Raw genomic sequence first — 23,940 nt, forward strand, 5'->3', positions numbered from 1 at the left:
GGTGAAGGGAGAAGAGATCACAAAGAGGTTCAAAGAGATCCTTGGAAGGATAGAGGAGATCAACAGTATGATAGAGAACACGGCGGCAACAGCTCAGGAGCAGGGAGCTGCGGCGGAAGAGATGGCGAGTGCCATGGACAACGTCACAAAGGTTGTGGAGAAAGTTGTGGAAAGTCTCTCAAGAATGGAGTCCCTCATCGAAAACCAGACCAGCTCCTCTGCAAAAGTCAGTGAGGCAGCAGAGAAACTTTTGAAAATGTCTGAGACACTCTCTGAACTGGTATCAAAATTCAGAGTGGGGTGAATCCCCACTCTTTTTATTCCAGAAGTTTTTCTCCGATTTCTTTAGCTTTTTTGAGAAGATCTGTTCTGTTCAGAACGGAACCAGGGTCGTTCAGGCCGTTTCCACCGATGATTCCCACCGTTTCCATTCCGAGAAATTCAAAAAATCTCGAGATCTCTTTCATAACACTCTCACCGGTATTACCACCACCCTGAGAGTAAACAAGAACCAGACGTTTTCCAGACAAAGGTTTTTCTTCCGAATTTAGCCTCATCAGTGCAAACAGCCGATCTATGAATATTTTTGTCTGACCTGTCACATAGTCCATGTATATGGGTGATCCTATAACTATCCCCTGGGATTCTTTCAGCGCCAGATATAACTCCTTCATATCGTCGTTTTGTTTGCATTCGCCATGTTCCTGACAGTAAAAACAGCCCTGGCATCCATTGATTTTCATGTCGTTGAGAATGTAGATTCTTGCCTCTACGCCCTTTCTTCTTGCACCCTCCAGTACCTTTTCAACCAAAATTTTTGTGTTTCCATTTTTTCTGGGACTACCGACTATTCCTGTAACTTTCGACATAATCTCACCCCCACAACATTTTATTGTTCCGATGTTAAAATCATCACTGGATCAAATAAATAGGGAGTGACACTTTGAGAATAAGAAGGCTTCCTGAAAGCTTGGTCAGAAAAATAGCAGCAGGTGAGGTAATTCACAATCCTTCCTTCGTCGTGAAAGAGCTCGTTGAAAACAGCCTGGATGCACAGGCAACTAAGGTGGTTGTTGAGGTCGAAAACGGTGGGAAGAATCTCGTGAGAGTATCAGACAACGGAACGGGGATGACAAAGGAAGAAGTCCTCGTTGCTATAGAACCTCACACAACGAGTAAGATTGAAAAAGAAGAAGATCTCTACAGGATCAGAACGTACGGTTTCAGAGGAGAGGCTCTTGCTTCGATCGTTCAGGTGAGCAGAACCAGAATTGTGACTAAAACGAAAGAGGATGTCCTTGCAACTCAGGTTCTGATAACCGGAGGAAAAGTGGAAGAAATCTCTGAAACCCACAGAGACAGCGGTACAACAGTTGAGGTGAAAGATCTTTTCTTCAATCTACCCGTTCGAAGAAAGTCGCTGAAATCTTCCTCAATAGAACTCAGAATGTGTCGTGAGATGTTCGAAAGATTCGCCCTTGTGAAAAACAACGTGGACTTCGCCTTCATCTCGGACGGAAGAATAGTTCATTCTTTCCCAGCAACGAGCGGCCCTTTCGAAAGGGCTCTTTTGATACTCGAGGATCTGAGAAAGGGCTATATAACGTTCGAGGAAGAACTTTCGGATCTGAAGATAAAAGGAATCGTTTCAACGCGTGAAATCACACGACCGAATAGAACAGGAGAGTACTTCTATGTGAACGGACGCTTTGTCATCTCTGAGGAACTCCACGAGGTTCTCATGAAGGTCTACGACCTTCCAAAAAGAAGGTATCCGATCGCCGTTTTATTCGTAGAAACAGATCCAGAAAAACTCGATGTCAACATACACCCTTCGAAGATCGTGGTGAGGTTTCTGGAGGAAGAAAAGATCAAAAGAGCCCTGGAGGAGGTTTTAGCGAAAAACCTTGCAAGAAAGTGGTACAGATCGGTCACGTACGAAGAAATCTCCTCCCGGGCACTCAGCGTGGCAGAATCTTCCTCCTACAGGTGGTTTCTTGTGAAGAAAAAGTACGCTGTTGTGGAGACTGAAGATGCCCTTTTTTTCATCGATCTTCACGCACTTCATGAGCGGGTCATATACGAAGAGATCCTGTCAAAAAAAGTATGGAGATCGAAGAACCTGAAGAGAAGGATCATTACCAGCCTGCCGGATGAAGAACGGGAAAAACTGCAAGAACTGGGTTTTTCTTTCCAGTTTGAAGGTGAATCTCTGGTTGTTCAGAAGGTTCCAGAGTTTCTCACAGAGGATGCCGTGGAGGAATTCTTCAAGGAGATCATCCACGGTAGTACGGAGATGTTGAAGGAAAAAATCGCCCTTGCTGCGTGCAAGCTTGCCACAAAATCCGGTGAATTCGATGAAAAGACGGCTTCAAGACTTGTAGATCTTTACTTCCAGAAGAAATACGAAAGATGCCCACACGGAAGACCGATCTCTTTCAGGATCAGTTATGAAGATCTGGACAGGTTCTTCGAGCGTTAACCCATTTTTACAACTTCGACATCGATTAAGAGGACAAGACCATCGAAATCTATGCCGTCGAGTTCTTTCAAAAACGTATTTATCCTTCCTTCTTCGTCGACGATCTCCAGAACAATAGGAAGATCCGGTGAGAGGCTGAAAAAGTCACTTCTGTGTATGTGCCTCTTGTGGCCAAATCCCATTATTCCTCTGTAGACGGTTACTCCCTTCATGCCAAGTTCATAGGCTCTCTTCACAAGGTACTCAAAGAGAGGTTTTCCTTTGTGTTTGTCCTTTTCCCCAAGATAGATCTTCAAAAGCTTCATATCTTTCCTCTCCCCAGAATCATACCGAAATAGGCACCGGTGAAAGAAAGCAGCAAGTTAGTCAACATGTACACCACTCCCCTTGCCGGACTTTCTTCTATGAGAGAAAGCGTCTCATACGTGAAAGTAGAAAAGGTAGTGAAGGCACCAAGAAGACCTGTTCCAAAAAAGAGGATCACTTCCTTCGACACGGGAACCTTTTCAAGAGAGGCAAACATCATAAGAGATAGAAAAAAAGATCCAGTGGTGTTCACAACGATTGTTCCAAGGGGAAGATAGGAGAATGGAAAAAGGGAGTTGAACATTTTGGAGATGAAATACCTGAAGACGGCTCCGATCGATCCGCCGATTGCCACAAGGAGATATTCCAACCTGTCTTCACTCCTCATAGATCATCTTTATCGTCATTCCTCCATCGACGGTGAAATTCACTCCTGTTATGAAACCGGCCTTTTCATCGTCCACAAGGAAGACACACAGATGAGCTATATCCAGCGGGTTTCCTACCCTTCCTGCGGGGTGCTGTTCATGATCGATGGGTCTCAAGTCTGGCTTTTTTCTCAGAGATTTCTTCTTCCACTCCGATGTCTCTATCCATCCCGGACTGATGCACACCACTCTTATTTTGTACTTTGAAAGGCTCACAGCCAGAGAATGAGTGAGGGCAACAAGACCTCCTTTTGAGGCTGAATAAGGCTCCGTATCTGGTTCTGACTGGAAAGCTCTTGTGCTTGCGATGTTTATGATCACTCCACCGCCGCGTTTTATCATCTCTTCTGCGCAGTATCTGGAACAGATGTAGGGACCTGTGAGATTCACTCTGATCACTCTTTCCCACTCTTCAAGGGACCTTTCGAATATGCTTTTCACGGACGTGATGGCCGCGTTGTTCACAAGAACATCTATTCCACCGTAGAGTTCCACGGTTCTTTTCACCATGTTCTTCACAGATTCTTCATTGGAAACGTCCGTTTTCACAAAGGTGACATCCAGTCCCTTCGATCTCAGAATCTCTTCTCTTTCAAGGCCAGCTTCTTCATCTATTTCTGCTATGACAACTTTCATTCCGTTTTCTGCAAAAAGTTGAGCGATCGCAGCGCCTATTCCCTGTCCACCACCCGTGACAACAGCGACCTTACCAGAAAGCATGATTCTCCCTCCAAAAAAGGGCGGGGTTCCCCGCCCTTTCATCTGATCGGTTTGTCTTTTGTCACCTCTTCCAGTGCTAGGAGTCTTTCCCATCTCCTGTCAACATACTCCTGAAGTTCGTCTATGATCTCTTTCGCGTCGGGTCTTGAGAGCAGTCTTCTGAACCTTCCCTGGGCTTTCAGAAATTCCTCCACGGGTTTGAACTGTCTTGGCTTTCTTGTAACTCTGTAGACTCCCCTTTCCACTTCGTACAGAGGCCAGTACTTTGTTTCCACAGCAAGTTTCGAGATCTCAACCGTTTTGTCGTCGTTCACCCTCCAGAACCTGACACAGGGAGAGAACACCGCAAGGAAAGAAGGTCCATCGAAGTTCAGTGCCTTTTCCACTTTGGCGAAGAAGTCCATCGGCTCGGACAGGGCAGCAGTTGCGGCGTAGACATTCTCATGAGCTGCCACGATCTCGACGATGTTCTTTTTCAACTGAACCTTTCCGGGAAGTTTCTTTCCAACGGGAGCCGTTGTTGTGTCGGAACCCGGTGGTGTGGAACTGGATCTCTGGTTTCCTGTGTTCATGTAACCTTCGTTGTCGTAGAGGACATAGAGCACCTTGTGGCCTCTCTCAATCTTTCCAGAAAGCGACTGCAAACCGATGTCGTACGTTCCTCCGTCTCCTCCGAACGCTATGAAGGCGTACTTTTTATCTTCTGGAATCTTTCCTTTGTTCTTAAGAGCTCTGTAGGCGGTTTCTACACCGCTCATCGTTGCTGCGACGTTTTCGAAGGCGTTGTGGATGTAGGGAACGCTCCAGGCGGTGTATGGATAGATGGTGGTGGAAACCTCCAGACAACCTGTTGCTAGTCCAACAACGGGTTCGTACCCAAGGTGTCTTGCGATCATCATAACGAATTTGACCGTGATGGGAGCACCGCATCCAGGGCAGAGCCTGTGCCCCTGTGTGATACCTATTTCCTTCTTGTCGAACTCCTGTGCCAGTTGTTTTATGTTAACGGGCATTCTTCACACCTCCTTCATTCTCTGAGGCCAAGATATCTCTGTTCGTCGGCGATCAGATTTCCGTTTATGGCGTCCTCAAAGGCTTTTCTGATGTGTTCCGGTTTAATATCCCTTCCACCAAGACCGTAAACGTAGGATCCAAGACTTGGCCTTGCGGCCACTTCGTACAGGGAGGATTTAACAGCTTCATACAGGGGAGCTTCTGCTCCGAAGGAAACTGCTCTGTCAAGCACGATAACGCTCTTTCTACCGTTGAGAAGCTCCTGGAGTTGTTCCTTCGGGAACGGTCTGAACATCCATATCTTCAATGCACCAACTTTGTGCCCTTCCTCTCTGAGTTCGTCGATAACGTACTTTATCGTGCTGTTTGTGGAACCGAGGGCCACCATCACGTGTTCTGCGTCGTCTAGTTTGTACGGTTCGACGAACCAGTATCTTCTTCCAAACGTTTCTTCGAACTCTCTTGCAATCTCCGGAAAGACCTTCTTCACATTTTCCATTGCTTCTATCTGCTGTCTTTTGTGTTCAAAGTAGTAATCGTAAAGATCAAGAGGTCCCCACGTCACCGGATGTTCTGTGTCCAGGAGAGGATACATGGGTTTCAGTTCACCGACGAACTTCTTCACAAGGTCGTCGGGATAAAACTCAACGGGTTCCACCCCGTGGGAGAGGATGAATCCATCGAGGTTCACCATGACGGGAAGTCTCACATCGGGGTGTTCTGCCAGTCTCACAGCAAGGATGGTGAAGTCGTAGGCCTCTTGGTTTGTCTCTGCAAAGAGCTGTATCCAGCCTGAGTCTCTTTCTGCCATAGCATCGCTGTGATCACAATGTATGTTTATCGGACCACTCAGAGCCCTGTTTACAACGGGCATCACTATGGGAAGTCTGTAGGATGCAGCGATGTAAACTATTTCATGCATCAGGGCAAGACCGTTCGCACTGGTTGCTGTCATTGCCCTTGCGCCTGCTGCGGCAGCTCCCACAACGGCACTCATTGCACTGTGTTCGCTCTCAACAGGTATCATCTCTGTTCTGACGACGCCGTCTGCGACGAACCTAGCAAAGTATTCCACGATGGGAGTTTGTGGAGTTATGGGGTACGCCGCGACGACATCGGGCTCTATCTGTCTCATCGCATTGGCAACAGCTTCGGCACCGGTGACGGCCACTCTCTCAACGACCCTTTCCATCTTCATCCCTCCTCACCCAGAAACTCCGTCTCAGGTCTCATCTCTATAGCCTGCTTTGGACAGACGTTTGCACAGAGCCCGCAACCTTTGCAGTAGTCGTAGTTGAATCCCTTCATGATTCCGCCTTCCTGAACGATTGCCTGATCAGGACAGTACAGCCAGCAGAACATACAATCTATACATTTTTCTTTGTGAAGTATGGGTCTCATCACACGCCACGTTCCCGTTTTGTATTCTCTCGCTGTTCCTGGTTTGTCAATAACGCCACCGATGGGGATCTCCTTCCAGCTTTTAAGGGACATTTTTACACCTCCTCACTCTGAGCATTTCACTTCTTCGTATCCGCGTCTGAGGGCTCTCTTGTTTGCTTCCACCACTTCCTGGGGGAATTTCTTTCCGAACATCTTTTCGATTCTCTGTTCTATTACCTCAAGTGGCACAACTCCTGTTACTCTGACCAGTGCTCCAAGCATGGGCGTGTTCGGTATACCACGTTTTATTTCCTGAAGGGCAATATCTGTGGCATCGACCACGCAGATCTTTCCGTTGAAGCCTGTTTTCTGTCGGACGAACTCGAAGTCTTTCACCGTGTTCACAAGGAGGATTCCGTCTTCCGAGAGACCTTCTACAATGGCGGGAGAAAGTAGCGTTTCATCGATTACCACGACAACGTCTGGATTCTCTATGGCGGATCTCACTCTGATGTACTCATCGCCTATTCTGTTGAACGCCCTCATGGGAGCACCCGTTCTTTCTGCACCGTATTCTGGAAACGCCTGAACGAATTTTCCTGCTTCCAGTGCCGCCTCTGCCAGCATCTGAGAGGCGCTCTTTGCACCCTGCCCGGCTCTACCGTGCCAGCGAATCTCAAAGTATTTCTTCGCAACGGGCATCGATCGCACCTCCTTACACAATGTAATTTAACCCACGTAATTGTATCAAATACATAGTTCATTTCATAAATGGAATATTTGAACGAATTATTAAATTTTCAGATCCTTCAGTTTCTTTTGAGCAGAGACCACGGAGTTTATCACTCTGGTTATCGTTGTAAATCCTCTTGTTGTCTCTTCCAGCACCTTTGTAGCTGAGTTGATCTCTTCGCTTTCTTCGATCAATGCTTTATTTGAGTTGTCAAGGGTGTCTTTCACCTCTTGAAGGAGAGCCACGTTTTTTTCCATGAACTGGATCATGCTCTGAAGGGTTCTTCCCACCGTTTCGAAAAGGTTTGCCATGAACTCCAGATTTTCAAGGGAGCGCTGAGTGGATTCTATTATCTCTCTTGTCTTGATTTCAATCTGTTTTGTCACCCTGTTCGTCTCGTTGGAGAGGTTTTGAACCTCGCTTGCAACCACCGCAAAACCTCTTCCGGCTTCTCCTGCCCGAGCTGCTTCTATGGTGGCGTTCAGAGCAAGGATGTTAGTTTCCCTTGCTATTTTCATGATACTTTGAACGAGTTCTTCTATGGATTTTATGTTTTCCAGTGTTTCCGCTATTTGTGAAGATGCCTCATTCACTCTATCGACAACCTGATCAACGCTTGTACCCGATTTTTTTAGATCCTCGATGATCTGGCTGTTCATGTTTTCCATTTCCTGAACGGCTTCAATCAGTTTCTCACTGTTTTTTTGAAAGTCTTGAGAGATCTTTTGAAACACCCTGTTAAGCTCTATGAATCTATCTTTGATGTTCTCGACTTTCCGCTGGACCCTCTGAAGCTTTCTGTTCAGAGCTTCATCGAGCTGACTGGTGAACGATATGATGGTATTTTCTGCAAAGAAGGCGGAAGTCAGTTTATCCATGATTTCTCTCATGGGATCACCTCACACAGAATAAAGATTGTCAACAAGGTCGACTCCACACTTGAGATTTCTGAACCACTCCAAGAACTTCTTCACGGACTCGCCTCTGAAAACAGCTCCATGTTGTGGGGCTATCATCTCTATGGGCCTCTTTGAGACCATGTCCACCCATTTTTTACAGACTACGTTGGAAGCCATGTATCTTTTGTGAAATGCCTCCATCAGCGGAACGTGCTTTTCGAAGTTGTCGACGTACCTGTATCTCTTTCCGCGCTCGAATACCGCTGCCCCGATGTCACCGGAAAACAGTATCTTCGCGACAGGATCGTAAACGACGAAGTTTCCGGTTGAGTGGAGGAAATGAGCGGGCAATATCTCAAGTTCATTTCCGCTGGCAAGTTTTATCTTCGATCCTCTGTCTGGGATGGGAACGATCCTTTTCTGATCGAAAATTCCAAAGTGAGGAAGGAACCTGACCCAGAGAGAGGAGATGTATACTTTTGCGTTTTCACATATGGAAAGCCACAGGAGGATTCCAGAGGTGACGTCGGGATCCTGGTGTGTGTAGAATATGTGTTTTATACCGGAAAGATCCGTTATCTCTGCTATGTTGGACATGACACGTGGAAAGACGTGTGCCCCGCCGGGATCCAAAAGAACTCCCTCGTTACCGTCCATTATCAGATACTGGTTTGTCTGAACGATTTCTTCTTCTTTTTCTTCCCATCCCAGGAAGAAGAACTTGTGCTGTCCATCATCGTAGAGAACCTCGTTATCGAACATCGATCGACCACCTCCTGAACTTTCGCCCTCTTTAATTCTATCACTTCACGAATTTTTCTTTTCTTTTCGGTGTACAGCATCCTAGAATGGTATAATTGGTGTGATGAATGTGAAAAAAATATCAGATGAAAATTGTGAAAAAAATCTCGATTTAATCTTGTTAGGAGGTGGCCGTGTTGGTTAAGTCAAAGGAAGAACTCTTCAAAGAACTGGATGGATTCATAGAAAAGAACAACTACGAAGGAAAAAAAGATGTCCTCATACAAGTTCTTCACAAAGCCCAAGAATTGTTCGGTTATCTTCCCGCTGACGTTCTCGAATTTATTTCGGAGAAACTCAATGTTCCTCTCTCCAAGATCTACGGTGTGGTCACTTTCTACAACTTCTTCTCCACAAAACCGAAAGGAAAGCACCAGATCAAGGTGTGTCTTGGAACTGCATGCTATGTGAAGGGAGCAGATAGGATCTTTGAAAGATTCCTTGAAGAACTCAAGGTGAAGCCAGATGAACCTACTAGCGACGGACTCTTCTCTGTTCACGGTGTGAGATGTCTTGGTGCGTGCAGTATGGCACCGGTTGTCATGGTGGACGAGGACGACTTTTACGGTAGAGTGACACCCGACATGGTACCTCAGATCATAAACAAGTACAGGCGGGAGGGATGAGGAATGGGTAAGGTGAAAAGCCTGGAAGAACTCATGAAGATAAAAGAACAAGCTCTCAAGGATTTACAGCTGAGGGGCGAGACGGGTAAGAGAGGGAAAATAACGGTTGCCATGGGAACATGTGGAATTGCTGCCGGTGCGAAAGAGACTCTGAAAGCGATCGTTGAGGCACTCAACGAACACGGTGTGGATGATGTGGCCGTGGTTCAGTCTGGTTGCATGGGCCTCTGTGAGGTTGAACCGACGGTGGAAGTGAGGCTCGAAGGGCAGGAACCCGTTGTGTACGGTAGGGTGACACCTGAGAATGCAAAGAGGATAGTGAAGATGCATATATTGGAAGGTAGAGTGGTAGAAGATCTAGTTGTCAAAAGAGGAGAAGTCTGACACTGGAGGTGAAGAGAGTGCCACTCACAACGAACACGATCCTCATCTGTGCGGGAGGAGCCTGTATCTCTGCGGGTGAAAAGAGTGTCAAGGACGCCCTCGAAGAAGAATTGAAAAAGTACGGTCTCGATGAAGTTGTCAGGGTGATAGAGACGGGTTGTATGGGTGCGTGTACACTGGGTCCGATCGCTGTGATTTATCCGGAAGGAGTGTTCTATCAGAAACTCACTCCTGAGGCAGCAAAAGAGATAGTAGAAGAACACATTCTCAAGGGAAGGATCGTCGAAAAACATCTTTACAAAGCACCGGAAGGAAAACCCGTCCCGCGGGTTCATGAAGAAGTTCCATTCTTCAAAAAACAGGTGAAGATCGTCACAAGAAATCTCGGGATCATAGATCCAACGAAGATAGAAGAATACATCGCAAGGGATGGATACTTTGCCCTTGCAAAGGCTCTTCAGATGAAACCAGAAGATGTGATAAGGGAGATCAAAGACAGTGGCCTCAGGGGAAGAGGAGGAGCAGGTTTTCCAACAGGGCTCAAGTGGGAGTTGGCTGCAAAACAAAAGGCTGAGAGGAAGTTCGTTGTGTGTAACGCAGACGAAGGAGATCCAGGAGCGTTCATGGACAGATCCATCCTCGAGGGAGATCCACACGCTGTCATAGAGGGTATGGCGATCGCCGCCTATGCAATCGGTGCTCAGAAGGGCTTTGTCTACGTCAGGGCTGAGTATCCCCTCGCCATAGAAAGGCTCAACATTGCATTGGAACAGGCAAGAGAATACGGTTTTCTCGGGGAAAACATCATGGGAACAGATTTCTTCTTCGACATAGAAATCAGAATCGGAGCTGGAGCGTTTGTTTGCGGTGAAGAGACGGCACTCATGGCTTCCATAGAAGGAGAAAGAGGTCAACCCAGGGTGAAGCCCCCTTATCCCGTTGAGAAGGGACTGTGGGGATACCCAACGGTGATCAACAACGTTGAAACGCTGGCGAACGTTCCCTGGATCATCAGAAACGGTGCGAAAGAATTCAGAAAGTATGGAACAGAGACCTCTCCGGGTACGAAGGTGTTCGCACTTGCCGGTAAAGTAAAGAACACGGGACTTGTGGAAGTTCCAATGGGAATCACCCTCAGAGAACTCATCTACGAGATCGGTGGAGGAATAGCAGGAGACAAGAAACTGAAAGCCGTCCAGACTGGAGGCCCTAGTGGGGGATGTATTCCCGCCGAGTACATAGACACCCCTGTTGATTTTGAGTCTCTTCAGAAACTTGGGGCGATCATGGGTTCTGGTGGAATGATCGTGATGGACGAGGATGATTGTATGGTCGACGTTGCGAGGTTCTTCCTAGAGTTCACCGTGGAAGAGTCCTGTGGAAAGTGTACTCCTTGCAGAGAAGGAACAAAGAAAATGCTCGAAATCCTGGAAAAGATCACATCTGGAGAGGGAACCGAGGAAGATATTGAAGAACTCGAGAAACTCGCAAACGTGATAAAGGATACTTCCCTCTGTGGACTCGGCCAGACCGCACCAAACCCTGTTCTTTCAACCCTGAGGTACTTCAGAGACGAGTATCTTGCGCACGTCAGAGAGAAAAAGTGCCCTGCCAAGAAATGTAAAGCACTCATCAGTTACGTGATAGATCCAGAAAAGTGTGTCGGTTGTACCGCCTGTGCGAGGGTGTGTCCTGTTCAGTGTATAAGCGGTCAGGTGAGACAACCACATGTGATAGATCAGGCAGAGTGTGTCAGGTGCGGTAGTTGTATCGAGGTCTGCAGGTTCGGTGCCATCAGCAAAGTCACACCGGCTTTGCCCGTGGAGGAGGCGGTAGAATGATAGGTCCGAAGGATCTTTTGAACATCGCTTTGAAGATCGAATCAACCGGGTACTCCTACTACAAAAACCTGGCAGAGAAAACAGAAGGGGAAACAAAAGCACTCTTTGAAAGGCTTGCAGAACAGGAAAGAGATCATTCAAGAAGATTCAAGGAAATCTTGGACAAATACGAACAAGATCTCAATCCTTCCGATGAGGTTCTCGGATACCTTGAGTCCCTTGCCGAGATCTCGATCTTCCCAAAGCTGGAGGACACACCACCCGATGACCTGAGAGAAGCTGTAAGAAGAGCAATAGAGGTGGAGAAAGACTCCATTGTTTTCTACAGTGAAATATTGGGTTTTGTGCCAGAAAAAGAGCCGATTCAGTTGATCATCGATGAGGAAAAAAAGCACCTTAGAGATCTTTTGAGACTTGATGTGTGAAACAGCCCCGCCGACCGGCGGGGTTTTTTCGAGGTGAGTGAAAATAGTTCTTTCTCTTCTGATCGGATACTTCCTTGGCAGTTTCTTGCCCGCTTATTTTCTTGTGAAAGCCATGGCGGGGATCGATGTGAGGAGCGTGGGAACAAGGCACGCAGGTACCATGAACGTTTATCGAACGGTTGGATTATGGCCGGCCGCCGTCACTGCTTTTTACGACACAACAAAAGGTATCCTCGCCGTTCAAATCTCGAAAATGATGGGACAATCGGATTTTGTCGCACTTCTTTCAGGATATTTTGCAGTAATAGGTCATGTTTTTCCTTTCTATTTACAGTTCAAAGGGGGAAAGGGAGCGGCAACCAGCGTTGGTCTTCTTCTCTTCTTTCTTTGGAATACGTGGTTGAAACTTCCGGTTCAATATTTTCTTTCTGACCTGCTTGTTCTTTTGTTACTTGTGTTCACTTTCTTTTGGGCTACCAGAAAAGGAGACGTTGTAGGATTGTTCGTTCTTCCCGCTCTTGGGTTAGTCCTATCGTTCAGGAGAGTAGACAACCTCTGGTTTCTCTGGGTCCTTGTGGGTACACTCTGGACGATCAATCTGAGAAACGTGCTTGAGGAAAAAGTCATCAAACTGGGCGAAGCAAGCTGGAGAGTTCTGGTCAGACCCTCTGCTTTTTTGCTCCTTCTTCTTGGATTGAAGATGGAAAAGGAAAAATTTTTGCTTCTTGTGGTGATAGTTTTCTCCATCTTCCTTCTGGCCGATATCTCGAGGTTGATCAGTCGGCGGGTTCACAGATTCTTCCACGAGGAACTTGAGGTGAAGATCTACAGAAGCGAAGAAAGAAAAAAGATCTCCTCCATGACGTTATTTTTGCTTGGAGTACTTCTCAGTTTTCTGCTTTTCGAAAGGGAGATCTCTTTCACAGCGGGATGTTTTCTCATCTTCGGTGATATGACTGCAAAGATCGTGGGAGTCTCCTTTGGAAGGAAAAGGCTGTTTCACAAAAGTTTCGAAGGAACAATGGCGGCTTTTGCCGTCAACCTTTTTGTCGCTTATACGATCTTTCTTTCTGGGTTGATGGATTTCTTTCCCGCCTTTTTGGGAAGCGTGGTTGCCACAACATGTGAGGTTCTTCCTCTGTCGATAGATGACAACGTATCCGTTCCTGTGTTCTCTTCTCTTGCGATGAATCTATTCTGACTCACTCCACCTCTGCCAGAATACTGACGGGCCCTCCATCCAGTCCTTTGAATCTCACTGGAAGTGCTATCACACGTTTTATCTTCTTTCCAACAACAGGTTCCAAATTCACATCTTCGAAGATGATTATCGGTCTTTTTCTACTGAAATTCTTCGAAAGAAGCCACCTGTGTGCAGGATATCCCTCTTTTGCTCCCGAAACGATGGGATCGGCACTGAGAAAATCGAGCATGATCGCCCTGAGTGAGGGAACTTCTTCTCTCAAAAATTTTGCAAGTTCAGGGGAAATTCCAGGAAACAGGAATCTGTAAGTGGCAGGATCTTCTTTTCTGAACCTTGCAAATCCTGATCTGAACAGAAGAAGATCCACTCTGCTCAGATCCAATCCTTCGAGGTCCTCCAAGGTGAACAGTTCCATTGGTTCTTTTTCCCTGTTCACTAGCAAAGGATGTTCGAACACGAAATATTCCAGTGGTATCTGATCGAGAGTCCAACCGTCTTCACAAAAGTGATATGGGGCATCCACATGAGTTCCTGTGTGGGAGAAATGATGGATCATTGTGGTGTTGGCAACATCTCCTTGCTCGATCCTATCCACCGGCTCGAAACGGGTAGGAGGGTTATCTGGATACGTCAACATTTTCTCCTCTATGGGGTAAGATAGTTCTATGAACATACCCATCACTTCCCTTCCAGGAGGTTAAGATCATGGAGTTTCTCATCTACAGTTTACCAGAAGAAATCATCCGAGAGGAAATGCTTGGAAACTATTCGACTGCTTTGAGATTGATCGAAGACTTTTTGAGGAAAGACCTACCATCCCTTCATCGAGGAAGACTTCTCTACGAGAAAGAGAGGATCGAAAGGCTCCTTGAAGATTATCCTTTCGATGAAAGAGAAGCCTATGAAAAACTCAAAGAGACGTTTGAGAATTTCTCTGAAGAAGAGTTCCATCATCTTTTAGAGAACGGCGCTTTCGATTACATCGTTGTTGATGGAAAAAGAAAGTTCGAAAGACGCTTTCATCACAACCTTGTTTTTGCAAAGCCCGAGTACGAAAAAAGACTCAAAAAGAAAGATGAAAAGAGAGAGAAAGCAAGGAAGATTCTTCATGAACGTCTGAGACGTCTCATAAATGGAGAAAATCCAAAGAAATATCGTGTAAGAGCAAGAATTACCCTGAAATTGAAGAAAACTACTTCCAAGAACCGTGTGTGGCTTCCGTTTCCAAAGGAAGATCTTCAGGTGGAAAGTGTGAAACTTTTGAGGGCGAGTCACAGAACGTTCTATATTGCACCAAACGATGTTCCCCAGCGCACGATATATTTCGAAGGAAAGGAAAACACCTATTTTGTAGAGTTCGAGTACATCATCAGAGAGTGGGTGAATCGTGTTGAGCCAGAGAAGGTTTCAGAAACGGGGGTTGTTGGAGAGTTTCTGAGAGAAGAACCTCCTCATATCGTCTTTTCACCGAAACTCAGATGGCTCACCGAAGAGATCGTGGGAAAGGAAACCAATCCGTATCTGAAAGCAAAGAAGATCTACGACTGGATCACCTTCAACGTGAGGTACTCTTATGTGAAACCGTACGCTCTCTACGAGAACATCACAGATTTTGTGGCGAACAACCTGAAAGGTGATTGTGGTTTTCAGGCTCTGTTGTTCATAACGATGTGTAGAATAGCAGGTGTTCCGGCGAGATGGCAGTCCGGATGGTACATAAATCCACTCTTTGCTTCCCCACACGACTGGGCACTCTTTTACATCGAACCTTATGGATGGCTTCCAGCGGATCTTTCCTTTGGAGGTGCAAGGAGGGAAAGGGAAGATTTCAGAAGTTTCTACTTTGGAAACCTGGATGGTTTCAGGATGGTGGCAAACGACGATTTCATGAAAGATTTCGATCCCAAACCACGCTTTTTCAGGAACGATCCAACTGACAATCAGATGGGAGAGGCAGAAAGTGATGAAGGTCGTCTTCCGTTCGAAAGTTTTATAGAAGTTTTGAGTTTTGAGGAGGTGTGAAGGATGTCGAAAATAGTGGACGTGAAGTTCACTCTCAGAAGGTACGAGTACGAAAAGCCGTTCCATATAACAGGAAGCATCTCCTCAGAGAGCAGAAACGTGGAGGTCGAAATCACACTCGAGAGCGGAATCAAGGGTTATGGAGAGGCATCTCCTTCGTTCAGAGTGAACGGGGAGAGGGTGGAAGCTCTTTTGGCAATTGAAAACGTAGTAAAAAACATGATCACCGGCTTTGACGTTCGAAACTATGCAAGGATCTTTGAGATCACGGATAAACTCTTTGCTTTCCCGAGTTTGAAAGCAGCTGTACAGTTTGCTGTTCTCGATGCTCTGGCTCAGGAACTGGGAACTCAGGTTTGTTATCTCCTAGGAGGAAAGAAAGATGAAATAGAGACAGACAAAACCGTGGGAATAGACACAGTAGAGAATAGGATAAATGATGCAAAGAGGATCTTCGAGGAAGGTTTCAGGGTTATAAAGGTCAAAGTTGGAGAGAACCTGAAAGAAGACATAGAAGCGATGGAAGAGATAGCGAGGGTCACTCCCGGTGCGAAATACATCGTCGATGCCAATATGGGATACACTCCCAAAGAAGCGGTGGAGTTCGCAAAAGAAGTTTATCAAAAAGGAATAGACGTTGCAGTTTTCGAACAACCAGTGAAAAGAGAAGATATCGACGGTCTGAAGTTTGTAAGGTTTCATTCTCCGTTTCCAGTGGCGGCGGACGAATCTGCAAGGACGAAGTTTGACGTGATGAGACTGGTGAAAGAAGAAGCAGTGGATTATGTGAACATAAAACTCATGAAGTCCGGTATCTCCGATGCACTTGCCATAGTGAAGATAGCAGAAACAGCCGGATTAAAACTCATGATCGGGTGTATGGGAGAGTCCAGCCTTGGGATAAATCAGAGCGTTCACTTTGCTCTCGGAACCGGGGCGTTCGAGTACCATGATCTGGACAGTCATCTGATGTTGAAAGAGGGAAAATTCAGAGGGAAATTTGTTCAGGAAGGATCGAAGATGAGGGTGAAGGAAGAATGACGGTTCATCAGTTTGTGAAGAAACTCATAAAACTTGTGGAACTCGAAAGAAACGCCGAGATCTCTGCCATGCTCGATGAAATAAAGCGGCTCTCCGGAGAGGAAAGGGAAAAGAAAGGCCGAGCCGTTCTTGGTCTCACGGGAAAGTTTGTGGGAGAAGAACTCGGGTACTTTCTTGTGAGATTTGGAAGAAGAAAGGAAATAGACACCGAAATCAGTGTGGGAGACCTTGTGCTCATAAGTAAAGGAAATCCTTTAAAGAGTGATTACACAGGAACGGTGGTAGAAAAAGGAACAAGATTCATCACCGTTGCGGTTGACAGACTTCCTTCTTGGAAACTCAAAAACGTCAGAATAGACCTGTTTGCGAGTGACATTACATTCAGAAGACAGATAGAGAATCTACAGAGCCTCTCTTCAGAAGGAAAAAAAGTCTTGGAATTTCTACTCGGAAAAAGAGAGCCAGCGGAATCGGTCGAAGAAGAGTTCACCCCGTTCGATGAGGGACTCAACGAAAGTCAGAAGGAAGCAATTTCTCTGGCTCTTGGAAGTCTTGATTTCTTTCTCATACACGGTCCGTTCGGAACAGGAAAGACAAGAACTCTTGTGGAGTACATAAGGCAGGAGGCAGAGCGCGGTAAAAAACTTCTTGTCACGGCAGAAAGCAATCTTGCAGTGGACAATCTGGTGGAAAGGCTCTGGGGAAAGGTGTCTCTTGTGAGGATCGGTCATCCCTCGAGGGTGTCACCCCACCTGAAAGAATCCACCCTCGCACACCAGATAGAAACCCACGATGAATACACAAAGGTGAAAGAGATGAAGGAAAATCTTTCCAGACTGATCGAGAAAAGAGACAGATTCACAAAACCATCTCCCCAGTGGAGAAGAGGTCTGAGTGATGAAAAGATCCTGGAATACGCCGAAAAGAACTGGAGCGTCAGAGGAGTTCCAAAAGAAAAGATAAAAGAGATGGCCGAGTGGATAAAGCTGAACAACCAGATCCAGGAAGTGCGGGAGTTGATCGAAGCAAAAGAAGAGGCGATAGCAAGAAGCATCGTGAGAAAAGCCCAGGTGGTGCTCTCCACCAACTCGTCCGCCGCCCTCGATATAGTCTCTGGTATTCTCTTCGACGTCGTGGTGGTGGATGAAGCATCCCAAGCAACGATTCCTAGCATCCTGATTCCCATATCCAGGGGGAAAAAGTTCGTTCTTGCGGGAGACCACAAACAACTTCCCCCAACGATACTCTCAGAAGAGGCAAGGGATCTGTCCAGAACACTCTTTGAAGAACTCATAAGACGCTATCCTGAAAAATCCGCCCTTCTCGACATTCAGTACCGTATGAACGAGTTGTTGATGGAATTTCCGAGTAATGAATTTTACGACGGAAAGCTGAAAGCAGCTGAAACTGTCAGAAATATCACGCTCTTTGATCTTGGCGTAGAGATTCCAAACTTTGGAAGATTTTGGGATATTGTGTTATCTCCCAAGAACGTTCTTGTGTTCATAGATACGAAAGACAAGCCGGATAGATTCGAAAGACAGAGAAAGGACTCACCATCCAAAGAAAATCCATTGGAGGCGCAGATAGTGAAAGAAACAGTGGAAAGACTTCTTTCGATGGGAGTGAAGGAAGAATGGATAGGCGTCATCACTCCCTACGATGATCAGGTAGATCTTATAAAAAGTTTAATCGGTGAAAATGTGGAAGTTCATAGCGTGGATGGGTTTCAGGGAAGAGAAAAAGAGGTGATCATCATATCCTTTGTGAGATCCAACAGGAATGGAGAAATAGGTTTTCTCGAAGACCTGAGAAGGCTCAACGTCTCTCTCACAAGAGCCAAAAGAAAGTTGATAGCAATAGGAGACTCCAGCACTCTCTCTGTTCATCCAACGTACAGAAGGCTCGTGGAATTTGCAAAGCAGAAGGGGACTTATGTGAAATTCTGAAATTTGAATCCAGAAAACGTACCGGGCTTTGAGCCCGGTTTTTTGTTTCATTGTTTTTCCAGAAAGTGTACTTAAAAATTCAGAAGGAAACAAAACAGAGAGGTAACCAAAATGCGTTCGTGGGTTATTTGTGATGTCAGAAAGTGTACTTACAAATTTGGAGGATGAAACTGAAAAGAAAGGAGGTGAACCAGATGAGTACCATCAAAGTAATTTCGGCGATCTTGACAGGTGTAGCAACGACATTAGAAATCATCGAAGAGATTACTGAAGAGTCTTAAGAAGAATGACCCGATAAGTATTTCCTGGCAGTGGGAGCTTTCCCACTGCTTTTTTCGACACAATTAGATATTCAGAAGTGAGATACAAAAAGCAAAAGATTCATCGATCCACTTTTGTAAAATCCGAGGTGGTCACACATGAAAGTTCTCCAAAAAGAAGGTATCAGGACCGAACTCAAACAATTTGTTGGAAAAACTGTTAAGATTGTTGGTAATGTGAAAAAATTCGGTGCGACAAGACATCCGTCTTGCAATTATCCAACGATGTTATTAACTAATGTTATCGTCAGATACGGAAGCAAATCAGTGAAAATCGATCATCTGTGGACGGTGATAAAAAGATTGCCCCACACTCTTGATATAGCAGTTGGGGATAGGATAGGTTTTAAAGCAGATGTTGTCAGGTACAGTCTTTTGCCTGCCTTCAAAAACAAAAATGACATACTGCATTTCAGGTATAACTACGGAGTTGCAAACCCAAGGGATTTCAGGATTATCAGGCGTTCAGTTAGATCGAGAAAAAGAACAACTCTGTACGATGCATTTTTGAAAGTCCTGTGATTCGAAAAATCTGAAGACAAAAAATATCACCATGGGGGGTGTTTAGGAGAATTACACGCTGTGTGACTTACTAATTTAATGATAAAATTATCACAAGAAAGAAGGGGGTATGATATGAGGATAAAAATTCATTTTCAAACTACGGAGGCTATAATTCCTCTGAATTACAACTACCTTCTTTCGTCGTTTATCTACAAAAAGCTGGCTTCTCAGAACGAGAACTTCGCCAAATTTCTTCATGAGAGAGGATACGGAGAAAGATTCAAATTTTTTACTTTCTCTCAACTTTTTTTGGAAAACTCAAAGGTGAAGGATGATAAGCTAGTGATATTTCCGGGAAAGGGATGGTGGCACGTATCTTCCCCTGTCGTCGACTTTGTAAGGTATATGTTCTCCTCTCTATCTGAAAATCCTGTGATAAGAGTTGGAAAGGCAGAATTCGTGGTTCAGTCAATCACAGTTGAAGATTCTCTTCCAGTCCTTTCAGAATACAACTTCATCATGATCTCTCCTCTTGTTGTGAGTGTTCCTGAAGAAAAAAACGGGAAACTGGTTCACAGATACCTTCACCCCGGTGAAGAAGGCTTTTACGAGGCTTTCAAGAGAAACCTGTATAAGAAGTACCGCATCTTTTATGGAAAAGACCCAGAGGGTGATGTAGAAATCATTCCAGATTGGAACTATATAAAATCCAAAGAGCGTATAACAAAAAGAATCAAGTTGAAAGATGTATTCGTCAGAGCTGTTGTCTTTCCATTTAGAGTAAGGGGTGATAGGAAACTGATAGAGATCGGTTATGAGGCAGGCTTTGGAGAAAAGAACAGTATGGGATTTGGAATGGTAGCTTTGAAAGGGGGAGAAGCATGAGGGATCATGTGATTTGTACAGTGGGGGCAAGTCTTCAAAACAATATCGTTAGGGGTTTGGTCTTTGGTGAGGAAGCCAAGAGGTTTTATGAAGAAGATAGGCTTTCAGAGATATCCAGAATTTTGAGAAAACAGGATGATCCTCTGAACAACAGAAACTTTGGAGCAGAGATCAACTCTATGGCAAGCATCGTCAAACAGGGAATTGTAGATCAAAGAGAAACACTCTACCTTCTTGTTTCAGACACTACCGAAGGGGAAAAGATTGGCAAGATTCTAAAAGACTATTTCAAAGAAAACGACCATGAGTTGGACTTTAAAAATGTTCATGTGGTGAAAGTAGAAGGATTGAACGACAGTGACGAATTCACTTTCAGAAACAAAGGATTGAGAAACCTTATCAGGGAGATGGCGAAGTATGCGAGATTGAATAGAGAAAGGGTTGTCATCAATGCAACGGGAGGATACAAAGCACAGATAGCCTACGCAGTGGCTCTGGGACAGGCTCTTGGCATACCTGTTTGTTACAGATTTGATAGATTCAATCACATGGTGGAACTTCCCCCTCTTCCGATAGGCTTAGATCAAAAAATCTACAACGAAAACAAACTGATCTTTACTCTTCTCGACGCTGCCGGTGAATTAGAACTTTCAGAATTTCTAAAGGTTATTGGGTGGAAAAGCTGGGCAGATGTCCCTGAAAAGATGAAGCTGTTTCTTGATAGAGTACATATAGACGGGAAAGACTTTGTTGCTTTGAATCCAATGGGTTTGATCTACGCAGAGAGCGTTGAATGGGACTACTCAGCCATCGATCATCCCATATTCTACTCTAACAGAGAACCTGAAGAAAAACTGGTTGGCTTTGAAATTCATGGTCAAAAGGTCGTTAAACAGGCTTACAAGATAATTGAAAAGTTGGTTGAACTTCCATGGATAAACTCTCTGCACCTGACAGGCAGTTCTGAGAAGAGTTCTGGAAGTTCTATCAGGACACTTGTTCAGGATGGATGTTTAAAGGTAGAACTTTTTACAGAAAAAGGAGCACTTTATATGAAAGCCTATTGTAGGTACAGGTCGGATCGTTTTTTGGAAGCTGTAAGATTCAAAGTGGAAAAGGTTCTGTCCGAGAATATCTAAAAAACGCCCGCCTGGGCGTTTTTTGTTCTTCTCACCTTTTCTGTCACCTTTTTTCATAGCATAAAGCATGAATAACAGGAAAAACCGGTGGGCTGATCAGATCTGTGCTGTCACGATCGATTCAAGAAGGACTCTCATTCCTGCCGGTTCGGTTTTTTGCATACCTTGTAAAAAACGAAGTCTTTTGTTGCCACGAATGAAATGACAGAGATTTGAAGTGTCTTTTTTAAAAAAAGATCATGGCCGAAACACGGAAAAAGTGAATAGGAGGTGTTTTCATGAAGAGGTTTTTTATTTTGACCATTGTTCTGTCCTGTACATTGATGTTTTCCATGTGGTATACAAATGTCGAGAAAGATCTACTCACAGGCAGCAAGAAGGTTTTTATCTACACTACGGCGACGGACTATGACTATGTGCCCGATAACTTCCTGGTAGTACCTTCTCTTTATATTCGTATCGATTACTCCTTGAGAAAAGTCGAACCCTATGTTTACTGGGATCATTTTGTTGGAACGTTGTACGAACACACGGTTGTTTACAAGTTTGACTATGAAGAACCGATATTTGATCTCTGGAATCCTTCAACTAACGGTGAAGCGAGTTTTTACAGTTCTAATTATTCTGGAAAATCTGTTTATCAATTTTTAGAGAAATTGATGAAAACAAAAACGTTCGTAATAAGAGCGTGGACATATCAGCAAATCCCTATAACGGCAGTTTTCGACGTTTCAGGACTCTCTCACATCATAGAACCATATCTTGAGGATATAAAAAGATTTTCTGGGAGATCGTTGTGAGAGCTGTGAATCAGATATCTAGATCTTTTTCAAGGATAATATCCCTATCGGCGATACTAGCTTTTATCAGGGCATTGCTGAGTATTTCTTCAAGTTCTCTGAAGTTTCCAGTGAAGTTGTGTTTCTCCAGTTTTTTGATAGCTCTCATACTAATGTACCTGACATTTCCTGTATTATAGGGAGATGTGCTCAGAACAAAACTGATTAACAATCTAAAATCCTCTTTTCTTTCATTCAGTGACGGAAGCTTTATTCTAAAGAGAAATCTTCTGTAAAGATCTGTTCTAAAGGTGCCTTTGGTAATCTCATGCTCAAGATCTTTGTTTGTTGCTGCAATAATGATGGTTGGAGCGAAGAACTGTTCTGTTCTTCCAAGTGGTCTGACTTTCAAGTTATCAAGATAAAGAAGAAGCTTTGCCTGTGTCTCAGGTGGTAGTTCCCCTATCTCATCCAGAAAAACTACCCCGCCTGAATAGGAGAGAAATTCTCCAGGGTAGTCCTTCGAGTCGGTAAAACTTCCTTCTGCACTACCAAACAACTCTGTTTCAACGAGATTTCCGAGATTTAGAATAGATATCTTCGAATAAAAGTCAGAAAATTCCACCTTGTCAATCTTGATGTTTTCATAAATACTTCTTGCTATGAGCTCTGCAAGAAGAGTTTTCCCAGATCCAGTTGGCCCTTCTATGAGAACAGAAGGAACAATTCGATAATTTTGCTCAAAATATTTCTCAAAATTAGAAAATTCGATTAGAGATTTCCATTTCTGATCCCCGCTCTTTTCCCATTGATTCATTATTTTCTTTCTTTCTTTTAGAATCTCTACCAGTTTAAGTTTTTCATATATTATTCTTAACTGACGTATTATGTATCTTATGTTCTCTACTGTTTTTTCCATTGCGGGGTCCAGAAACAAGCTCACAAACTTTTTACCACGATCTTCTGCACTGTATTTCCAGTCTATGCTTTTTCTGATTTCTTTCTCTTCGATCTCATCTTCTAGAAGATCTCTGATTATTTCCTTTACTCTTGCTTCAAATTTCCCCTTCTCTTCGTATTCTGTCATGAAGTTTTTCTTGGAGAAGATGCCAGATACTGGATAGTCAATAAGGTGGTCTATTAGAGAAGATGGGATGGATTTTTCTACAAAGAACAAAATGCGTTCGAAGTCTTTTTTGTAATGTTCACACACTCTGGGATCGTCTGTGATGAGTATTATCTTCTGTGATTTTTCAGGGAGTTTTTCATGAACCTCAAATCTTTCCAGTTCCGGCTTTCCCAAATCTTTCGCAACTTTTTCTTTGAGGTTTTTGAGGATTTCGCTTACGACGTCTTTCAGATTCGTGTCTCGGAAGAAGATCACTATGTCAACTTTGGAGTTTCTTGAGGACATGTTTTTTCACCTCTTTCTTTTTCCTTTCTCCCATGGTAGGATACTCTTCATCCAGCATTTTCTCTAGCTTTTCCTCCAGTTTCGAGGGACTCAAACTCTGCACGATTTTAATGTCTTCTAAACGCTTCTCCAAAAAGTGCTCAGCCAGGGATTCTGCACTCTCTTTTTTGGGTCTTCCTTTTGCGGTGAAATAGTTCAAGGAGTATAGATTTTCTTTGGTCTTTATAACAACACCGTATTTTTTCAGATTCGTTCTTGACTTCCCACCTGAAGTGATGTTTCCCTTTATTTCTTCAATTTCCTTTCCTTCGTTGAGTTTTTCCGTGATCTCTTCCACAATTTCCCTGTACGGAACCTTTTCATAAGGTTTTGTGAAAAAACATCGATATCCTTTTTTGGTTTTTAAAATGAAAGCTGCACACTGTAAGGGTTTCTCATACCCCAACGTTTCGATGTTGTATTCTAAATCTCGATAAACAGAGGTTTCTCTTTCGTCATCCCATGTGGTGTCCTCTGGTTCTATCTCGAGATACTCATCAGGAGTCTCGTAGACATCAGAGAGTGCGTATCTTCGTTTTTGTTTTTGTGACGTTTTTTGTTCAGTACTCCTTTCTCTTTTTTGTTTCCTGATTTCAGACATT

General features: G+C 44.5%; 26 protein-coding genes and 1 pseudogene. 14 read left to right on the forward strand and 13 right to left on the reverse strand.

The window, feature by feature from the left end:
• Positions 1 to 304 (forward strand): annotated as a pseudogene (locus AS006_RS02145) (methyl-accepting chemotaxis protein); the annotation flags it as partial.
• 13 nt (positions 305 to 317) lie between these two features.
• Here the strand turns inward: AS006_RS02145 and AS006_RS02150 are convergent.
• Positions 318 to 869, reverse strand: a complete 552-nt coding sequence (locus AS006_RS02150; protein ID WP_101512741.1) for a flavodoxin family protein — start codon at positions 867 to 869, stop codon at positions 318 to 320.
• Positions 870 to 943: 74 nt separating this feature from the next.
• Between AS006_RS02150 and mutL the strand changes: the two genes are divergently transcribed.
• Positions 944 to 2,482 carry a DNA mismatch repair endonuclease MutL gene (gene mutL / locus AS006_RS02155; RefSeq protein WP_101512742.1) on the forward strand — a complete coding sequence of 513 codons (1,539 nt, stop codon included), beginning with the start codon at positions 944 to 946 and terminating at the stop codon, positions 2,480 to 2,482.
• Here mutL and AS006_RS02160 read toward each other — a convergent pair.
• The 9 genes from AS006_RS02160 to AS006_RS02200 form a co-directional block, all read right to left on the reverse strand.
• The gene (locus AS006_RS02160; protein WP_101512743.1) at positions 2,479 to 2,787 is read right to left on the reverse strand and encodes a DUF190 domain-containing protein; all 309 of its coding nucleotides are present in this window, start codon (positions 2,785 to 2,787) and stop codon (positions 2,479 to 2,481) included. The genes mutL and AS006_RS02160 overlap by 4 nt on opposite strands.
• Complete coding sequence (gene crcB / locus AS006_RS02165; protein WP_101512744.1) at positions 2,784 to 3,176, reverse strand: fluoride efflux transporter CrcB; 393 nt, start codon at positions 3,174 to 3,176, stop codon at positions 2,784 to 2,786. The genes AS006_RS02160 and crcB overlap by 4 nt, the downstream gene beginning before the upstream one ends.
• Positions 3,166 to 3,936: a glucose 1-dehydrogenase gene (locus tag AS006_RS02170; protein WP_101512745.1), complete on the reverse strand. Its 771-nt coding sequence runs from the start codon at positions 3,934 to 3,936 to the stop codon at positions 3,166 to 3,168. Before AS006_RS02170 ends, crcB begins: the two co-directional genes overlap by 11 nt.
• 38 nt (positions 3,937 to 3,974) lie before the next feature.
• On the reverse strand, positions 3,975 to 4,949 hold the full coding sequence (locus AS006_RS02175) for a thiamine pyrophosphate-dependent enzyme (protein WP_101512746.1): 975 nt from the start codon (positions 4,947 to 4,949) through the stop codon (positions 3,975 to 3,977).
• A gap of 14 nt (positions 4,950 to 4,963) precedes the next feature.
• The gene (gene porA / locus AS006_RS02180; RefSeq protein WP_199167300.1) at positions 4,964 to 6,142 is read right to left on the reverse strand and encodes a pyruvate synthase subunit PorA; all 1,179 of its coding nucleotides are present in this window, start codon (positions 6,140 to 6,142) and stop codon (positions 4,964 to 4,966) included.
• A gap of 2 nt (positions 6,143 to 6,144) precedes the next feature.
• Positions 6,145 to 6,444 (reverse strand): pyruvate synthase subunit PorD, encoded by a 300-nt coding sequence (porD, locus tag AS006_RS02185; protein ID WP_015919177.1) that lies wholly within the window; start codon positions 6,442 to 6,444, stop codon positions 6,145 to 6,147.
• Between the two features lie 12 nt (positions 6,445 to 6,456).
• Entirely contained in the window at positions 6,457 to 7,035 is a 579-nt protein-coding gene (porC, locus tag AS006_RS02190; protein WP_101512748.1) for a pyruvate synthase subunit PorC, read from the reverse strand.
• A gap of 90 nt (positions 7,036 to 7,125) precedes the next feature.
• Positions 7,126 to 7,956 carry a methyl-accepting chemotaxis protein gene (locus AS006_RS02195; protein ID WP_101512749.1) on the reverse strand — a complete coding sequence of 277 codons (831 nt, stop codon included), beginning with the start codon at positions 7,954 to 7,956 and terminating at the stop codon, positions 7,126 to 7,128.
• Between the two features lie 9 nt (positions 7,957 to 7,965).
• The gene (locus AS006_RS02200) at positions 7,966 to 8,727 is read right to left on the reverse strand and encodes an MBL fold metallo-hydrolase (RefSeq protein WP_101512750.1); all 762 of its coding nucleotides are present in this window, start codon (positions 8,725 to 8,727) and stop codon (positions 7,966 to 7,968) included.
• 176 nt (positions 8,728 to 8,903) lie between these two features.
• On the opposite strand from AS006_RS02200, the gene AS006_RS02205 reads away from it, so the two are divergent.
• Genes AS006_RS02205 through AS006_RS02225 form a run of 5 tightly spaced genes read left to right on the forward strand, consistent with a single transcriptional unit; the run spans position 8,904 to position 13,243 of the window.
• Positions 8,904 to 9,392, forward strand: coding sequence for an NAD(P)H-dependent oxidoreductase subunit E (locus AS006_RS02205; protein WP_101512751.1), 489 nt, complete (start codon positions 8,904 to 8,906; stop codon positions 9,390 to 9,392).
• 3 nt (positions 9,393 to 9,395) lie between these two features.
• Positions 9,396 to 9,776 (forward strand): ferredoxin, encoded by a 381-nt coding sequence (locus tag AS006_RS02210; RefSeq protein ID WP_101512752.1) that lies wholly within the window; start codon positions 9,396 to 9,398, stop codon positions 9,774 to 9,776.
• A gap of 17 nt (positions 9,777 to 9,793) precedes the next feature.
• The gene (gene nuoF / locus AS006_RS02215; protein WP_101512753.1) at positions 9,794 to 11,617 is read left to right on the forward strand and encodes an NADH-quinone oxidoreductase subunit NuoF; all 1,824 of its coding nucleotides are present in this window, start codon (positions 9,794 to 9,796) and stop codon (positions 11,615 to 11,617) included.
• The gene (locus AS006_RS02220) at positions 11,614 to 12,042 is read left to right on the forward strand and encodes a ferritin family protein (protein ID WP_101512754.1); all 429 of its coding nucleotides are present in this window, start codon (positions 11,614 to 11,616) and stop codon (positions 12,040 to 12,042) included. Before nuoF ends, AS006_RS02220 begins: the two co-directional genes overlap by 4 nt.
• Positions 12,043 to 12,079: 37 nt before the next feature.
• Complete coding sequence (locus AS006_RS02225; protein ID WP_101512755.1) at positions 12,080 to 13,243, forward strand: glycerol-3-phosphate acyltransferase; 1,164 nt, start codon at positions 12,080 to 12,082, stop codon at positions 13,241 to 13,243.
• Position 13,244: 1 nt separating this feature from the next.
• Here AS006_RS02225 and AS006_RS02230 read toward each other — a convergent pair whose 3' ends face one another.
• A complete protein-coding gene (locus AS006_RS02230; protein ID WP_101512756.1) occupies positions 13,245 to 13,919 on the reverse strand; it encodes a cyclase family protein in 675 nt (224 codons plus the stop codon).
• A gap of 32 nt (positions 13,920 to 13,951) precedes the next feature.
• On the opposite strand from AS006_RS02230, the gene AS006_RS02235 reads away from it, so the two are divergent.
• The 7 genes from AS006_RS02235 (at position 13,952) to AS006_RS02265 (ending at position 21,906) form a co-directional block, all read left to right on the forward strand.
• Positions 13,952 to 15,268 carry a transglutaminase-like domain-containing protein gene (locus AS006_RS02235; protein WP_101512757.1) on the forward strand — a complete coding sequence of 439 codons (1,317 nt, stop codon included), beginning with the start codon at positions 13,952 to 13,954 and terminating at the stop codon, positions 15,266 to 15,268.
• Between the two features lie 3 nt (positions 15,269 to 15,271).
• Positions 15,272 to 16,309: an L-Ala-D/L-Glu epimerase gene (locus AS006_RS02240; protein ID WP_101512758.1), complete on the forward strand. Its 1,038-nt coding sequence runs from the start codon at positions 15,272 to 15,274 to the stop codon at positions 16,307 to 16,309.
• Positions 16,306 to 18,258 carry an IGHMBP2 family helicase gene (locus AS006_RS02245; protein ID WP_101512759.1) on the forward strand — a complete coding sequence of 651 codons (1,953 nt, stop codon included), beginning with the start codon at positions 16,306 to 16,308 and terminating at the stop codon, positions 18,256 to 18,258. The genes AS006_RS02240 and AS006_RS02245 overlap by 4 nt, the downstream gene beginning before the upstream one ends.
• A gap of 419 nt (positions 18,259 to 18,677) precedes the next feature.
• A complete protein-coding gene (locus tag AS006_RS02250; RefSeq protein WP_101512760.1) occupies positions 18,678 to 19,100 on the forward strand; it encodes a hypothetical protein in 423 nt (140 codons plus the stop codon).
• A gap of 114 nt (positions 19,101 to 19,214) precedes the next feature.
• Complete coding sequence (gene cas6 / locus AS006_RS02255) at positions 19,215 to 19,967, forward strand: CRISPR-associated endoribonuclease Cas6 (protein WP_101512761.1); 753 nt, start codon at positions 19,215 to 19,217, stop codon at positions 19,965 to 19,967.
• Positions 19,968 to 20,023: 56 nt separating this feature from the next.
• On the forward strand, positions 20,024 to 21,106 hold the full coding sequence (locus AS006_RS02260) for a putative CRISPR-associated protein (RefSeq protein ID WP_158241068.1): 1,083 nt from the start codon (positions 20,024 to 20,026) through the stop codon (positions 21,104 to 21,106).
• A gap of 278 nt (positions 21,107 to 21,384) precedes the next feature.
• Positions 21,385 to 21,906, forward strand: coding sequence for a hypothetical protein (locus AS006_RS02265; protein ID WP_101512763.1), 522 nt, complete (start codon positions 21,385 to 21,387; stop codon positions 21,904 to 21,906).
• Between the two features lie 10 nt (positions 21,907 to 21,916).
• Here the strand turns inward: AS006_RS02265 and AS006_RS02270 are convergent, their stop codons facing one another.
• Together AS006_RS02270 and AS006_RS02275 are read right to left on the reverse strand one after the other, a co-directional pair.
• Positions 21,917 to 23,299 carry a sigma-54 dependent transcriptional regulator gene (locus tag AS006_RS02270; RefSeq protein ID WP_101512764.1) on the reverse strand — a complete coding sequence of 461 codons (1,383 nt, stop codon included), beginning with the start codon at positions 23,297 to 23,299 and terminating at the stop codon, positions 21,917 to 21,919.
• The gene (locus AS006_RS02275; RefSeq protein WP_101512765.1) at positions 23,274 to 23,939 is read right to left on the reverse strand and encodes a hypothetical protein; all 666 of its coding nucleotides are present in this window, start codon (positions 23,937 to 23,939) and stop codon (positions 23,274 to 23,276) included. Before AS006_RS02275 ends, AS006_RS02270 begins: the two co-directional genes overlap by 26 nt.
• Position 23,940 lies beyond the last annotated feature (1 nt).

This window comes from Thermotoga sp. SG1 (assembly GCF_002865985.1).
Lineage (GTDB): Bacteria > Thermotogota > Thermotogae > Thermotogales > Thermotogaceae > Thermotoga.